Annotated in this window: 1 protein-coding gene; it reads right to left on the bottom strand. The window is 66.1% G+C overall.

What is annotated here, in order from left to right:
* Positions 1–4,957, bottom strand: a 4,957-nt coding sequence (locus A5782_RS05230) for a non-ribosomal peptide synthetase (RefSeq protein ID WP_156623811.1), incomplete at both ends; no start/stop codon positions are given.

The raw sequence follows: 4,957 nt of genomic DNA, 5'->3' as shown, positions 1-4,957 counted from the left end.
AGCCAACCCCACCGGCGCCCGCACACCAACACCAGACCACCCCGACAGCACCAGATCACGCTCACCGCGATCCAGCAGCGCCACGTCCCCCACCGCCACCGAGGCATCGGCGACCACCGCCTCGATCACCCGCCCGAACCAGGTGACCAACCGCTCGACGGTGACCCGGTCGAACAAATCGGTCGCATACGTCACCATTCCCGCGGCCATCGGCGCCGCCGGGTCCTCGGTCGGCACCTCACCGATGTTGAAATCCAATTCGAACTTGGCAGTGCGGATGTCCGCCGCGAGCGGCTCGACGCTGACCCCGTCGATCGTCACCATGTCGGGGCGCGCATTGTTCTGGAAGACCAGCGCCACCTGAAACAGCGGATGATGCGCCGTGGAGCGCACCGGGTTGAGCTGCTCGACCAGCAGTTCGAACGGAACCTCCTGGTTGCTGTAAGCAGCCAGCGCCTTCTTCTGCACCTGCGCAAGTACCTCGCTGAACCGATGCGCAGACTTGACCCCCACCCGCAATGCCCACGAGTTGACGAAGAACCCGACCAGATCATTGAGCGCCTCATCCAGCCGCCCGGCGATCGTCGCGCCGATCACCACGTCCTCACCGGCTCCGACGCGGTGCAACAACACCGCCAATACCGCCTGCAACACCATCGAGCCCGTCGCGTTATGCGCCGCAGCCACCGCCTTGACCCCGGCCCACAGCTGCGGGTCGATGCGCAAATCCACCGTGTCACCGCGATAACTGGGCACCGGCGGGCGGGCCCGATCCGCCGGAAGCGACACTGCCTCGGGCACATCGGCCAACTCCTGGCGCCAATACCGCAACTGCTCAGCAATCACGCTGTCGGGATCGGACTCGGCACCCAACCAATCCCGTTGCCACAGCGTGTAATCGACATACTGCACCGGTAACGGTGCCCACCCCGGGGCGGAGCCGTCCCGCCGTGCTTGATAGGCCTCGGCCACATCGCGGACCATCGGAGCCATGGACCACCCGTCAAAAGCTATGTGGTGCACCACAATCCCCACCACATACTGCTCGGGCCCCACCGCATAGATCTGCGCACGAATCGGGACTTCCGCCGATAAATCGAACCGGTACCCCACCAGCGCCGCCAAGTCGCCGATCAAGTCCTCCTCGGGCACCGAGACGACCGTTGCGTCCCCCCGCCGCCACATCCCCGGTTGGGCCGCCAACACCTGCTGGAACGCCACACCGTCGACGTCGGGATAAATGGTGCGCAGCGATTCGTGGCGGGCGATGACGTCATCGAAAGCCGCGCCCAGGGCCTCGACATCCAGCGCCCCGGCGATCCGGAAGGCGATCGGAATGTTGTAGGTCGCGCCGCCGCCCTGGAACCGGTCAATGAACCACAACCGGCTCTGCGCGTAGGACAACGGCAGCATCGCGAGCCGCTGTTGTGCCGTCAATGCCGGCCTCGCCCGTTCCCCCGCATGCGCGTTCATCCATTCGGCCAATCCGGCCACGGTGGACGCGTCGAACAACGCCTGGATCGGGACCTCGCGACCCAGTTCGGTCCGGATCCGCGCTATCAGCCGTGTCGCCGATAGTGAATGCCCACCCAGGTCGAAGAACGACTCATCGATGCCGACCCGCGCCACCGCGAGCACCTCGCCGAACAGCGTGGCCAACACCCGTTCCCGTTGATCGCGCGGCGCCCTATATCCCGTCGCACTGATGAACGCCGGGGCCGGCAGCGCCCGCCGATCGAGTTTGCCGTTGACCGTCAACGGCAACGACTCCACCACCATGATTGCCGCCGGCACCATGAATTCGGGCAACCGGCCGGCAACAAAGCGGCGTAGCTCTGCGACACGTTCGCTCGCGGACGGCTCTACTTCCTGCGCCGGCTCCGTCTCCTGATGCAGCACGACATAGCCCACCAACTGCTTGTCGCTAACCTGCCCGACCGGGCTCGCGTTGGATGTGGCCGTGTGGGCGATCACCGCCGCCTGCGCCACCCCTGGATGGGCCACCAGGGCCGCCTCAATCTCACCGAGCTCGATGCGATACCCACGGATCTTGACCTGCTCATCGGCACGCCCCACATACCGCAGCTGCCCATCAGCGGCCCGACACACCAAGTCCCCGGTCCGATACATCCGCGCCCCGACGCCCCCGAACGGACACGCCACAAACCGCGACGCGGTCAACCCGGGCCGCCGCCAATACCCAAGCCCCACACCGGAACCGGCCACGTACAACTCACCGACCACGCCCACCGGCACCGCCCGCAGCCATCCATCCAGCACGAAAAAGGCCAAGTGCGCCAGCGGCATCCCGATGGGACTGGCAACGGTGTCGGCGTCGGCCGCGACGATCTCGCGGAACGAGGCGTGGACCGTGGTCTCGGTGATGCCATACATGTTGATCAGGCGCGGCAATCCCGGATGGTCGTGCAGCCAAGTCCGAAGACGTTGTGGTTCAAGCGCTTCGCCGCCGAATACCACCGTCTCAAGTTTGAGCTGCCTTCCCAGCTCAGGTGATACCGCGTCGGCGGTTTGCAGCGCGTAGAACGCCGAGGGGGTTTGGCTTAATACGTTGACTTGTTCAGCAACGAGCAAGGCGTGCAGGTCTTTTGGTGATCGGGTCACCGACTCGGGCACCACCACCAGACGCCCCCCGCGCAGCAGCGCACCCCAGATTTCCCACACCGAGTAATCGAAGGCCAACGAATGACACTGCGTCCACACCTGTCCCGGCGCCATTTCGGCGTCCAGCGACTCCAGCAGCCGCGTCACGTTGCGGTGGGCGATCGGCACGCCCTTAGGCGCACCGGTAGTGCCGGAGGTGTAGATGAAGTAGGCGATGTCGTCGGGAGACGGCGCCGGCAAGCCGATGCTCGGGTAACCGGCGACGCGGGGGTCTTCGACATCGATGACCGACAGATCGCACCCGTCCAGCCGGTCGGCCAGCCCCGTGGTCGTGATCGCGGCGATCGGAGTGGCATCGGCCACCATGAACCGGACCCGGGTGCCGGGATGCATCGGGTCGATCGGCAGATAAGCCGCGCCGGTCTTCAACACCGCCAGGATCGCCACGATCGCCTCGGGTGACCGAGGCAGCAGCACTGCCACACGCTGACCCTGACCCACACCCTGACTTACCAACATGTGCGCCAACCGGTTAGCGGCCTCCTCAACCTCGCGGTAGGTCCACGAGCGCTCCCCGCAGGTCAGCGCCACAGCCTGGGGGACGCGCGCCACCTGCTCGGCGAATACCACCGGAATCGACACCGACGTGCTCACCGGCTCGGTCAATACCGCCCGGTTGCCCCACCCATCCAAGCCGGCGTGCTCACCGGCATCCAGTACCTCCACCGACGAGAGCCGCCGTATGGGATCGACGGTCATCGCCGTCAAAACCCGCCTCAGCCGCTCGATCAGCGTCTCGATGCTGGTTGCATCGAACACATCGGTGCGGAAATCGACCGTTCCGCCGATCCCGGCGGGCTCGCCGGCTTCGGTCCACCGTTCGCCCAGGGAAAAGACCAAATCCATCCTGGTGTCGTCGACGACTCGGCGTGAGCCTGGCAGCGGCGAGACCTGCACATCACCCAAGGCCAAGGCGGCGGCCGGGTCATCCTGCCCGGCGAAGTTCTGCCACGACAACACCACCTGAAACAGAGGGTGATGGGTCGCGCTTCGGGTGGGGTTGAGCCGCTCGACAATCACCTCGAAGGGCACGTCTTGGTGCTCGTAGGCAGCAAGGCCGCGTTGGCGCACCTGGGTCAGCAGCTCGACGAAGGTGGGGTCACCGGCCAGATCAACGCGCAGCACCAAGGTGTTGATGAAATAACCCACCAGCTCATCCAGCGCCGGGTCGCGCCGCCCGGCGATCAGGAACCCCACCGCCACGTCCCTGGTGGCGCCGAGCTTGGCCAACAACACGGCCAGGGCGGCCTGGACGACCATGAAGGTGGTCGCGTTGTGCTCGCCGGCCACCCCGCGCACCTGCTGCTGCAGCTCGGCCGGCCAGTCCACCGTCACACTCGCGCCGCGGTAATCGGCCACCGGCGGATAGGGCCGGTCAGTGGGCAGCGCCAGGCACTCGGGCATTCCGGCCAGGGTCTGCTTCCAATACTCCAGCTGCGCGGCGATGGGGCTGTCGCTGTCGTCAAGATCGCCCAGATGCGTGCGCTGCCATAGCGTGTAATCGACATACTGCACCGCCAATGGCGCCCATTCCGGGGCCAAGCCCTGCTGCCGCGCCCGGTAGGCCTCGGCCACATCACGGGCCAGTGGAGGTAGTGACCACCCGTCATAAGTGATGTGGTGCACCACGATTCCCACCAGATATTGCTCGGGCCCCACCGAATAGATCTGCGCACGAATGGGAATTTCCGCTGACAGGTCAAAGCGATAGGCCACTAGCGTCAACAACTCTTGGAGCGCTTCCTGCTCCGGTAGGGAGACGACCGTCGCGCCCCCGCGCCGCCACATCCCCGCCCGGGCCGGCAGCACCTGCTGGAACGGCTCACCGTCAGCGTCGGGAAATACGGTGCGCAGCGATTCGTGACGGGCGATGACGTCATCGAGGGCAGCGCCGAGCGCCTCGACGTCCAGCGCCCCGTTGATCCGAAAGGCGATCGGCATGTTGTAGGTCGCACCCCCGCCCTCGAACCGGTCAAGGAACCACAACCGGCTCTGGGCAAACGACAGCGGAACCCGCTCCGGGCGCTGCATCACCTGCAACGGCGCGCGGGCCGGGCCGCCACGATGACGGTGCAGATAGTCGGCGAGGTTCGCGACGGTGGACGCGTCGAACAGATAGCGCACCGGAACTTCTCTGCCCAGCGCCAGCTGCAGTCGCGCGCTCACCCGCGTGGCGGTCATCGAATCCCCACCCAGGACGAAGAAGTCGTCATCGAGCCCGACCCGATCCACGCCCAACACCTGGGCGAACACCTCGGCGACGATCTTTTCGGTC

This window comes from Mycobacterium sp. 852002-40037_SCH5390672 (assembly GCF_001665875.1).
Classification (GTDB): domain Bacteria; phylum Actinomycetota; class Actinomycetes; order Mycobacteriales; family Mycobacteriaceae; genus Mycobacterium.
The sequence above is the reverse complement of the archived record's forward strand: the minus strand, read 5'-3'. Positions and strand labels throughout refer to the sequence as shown.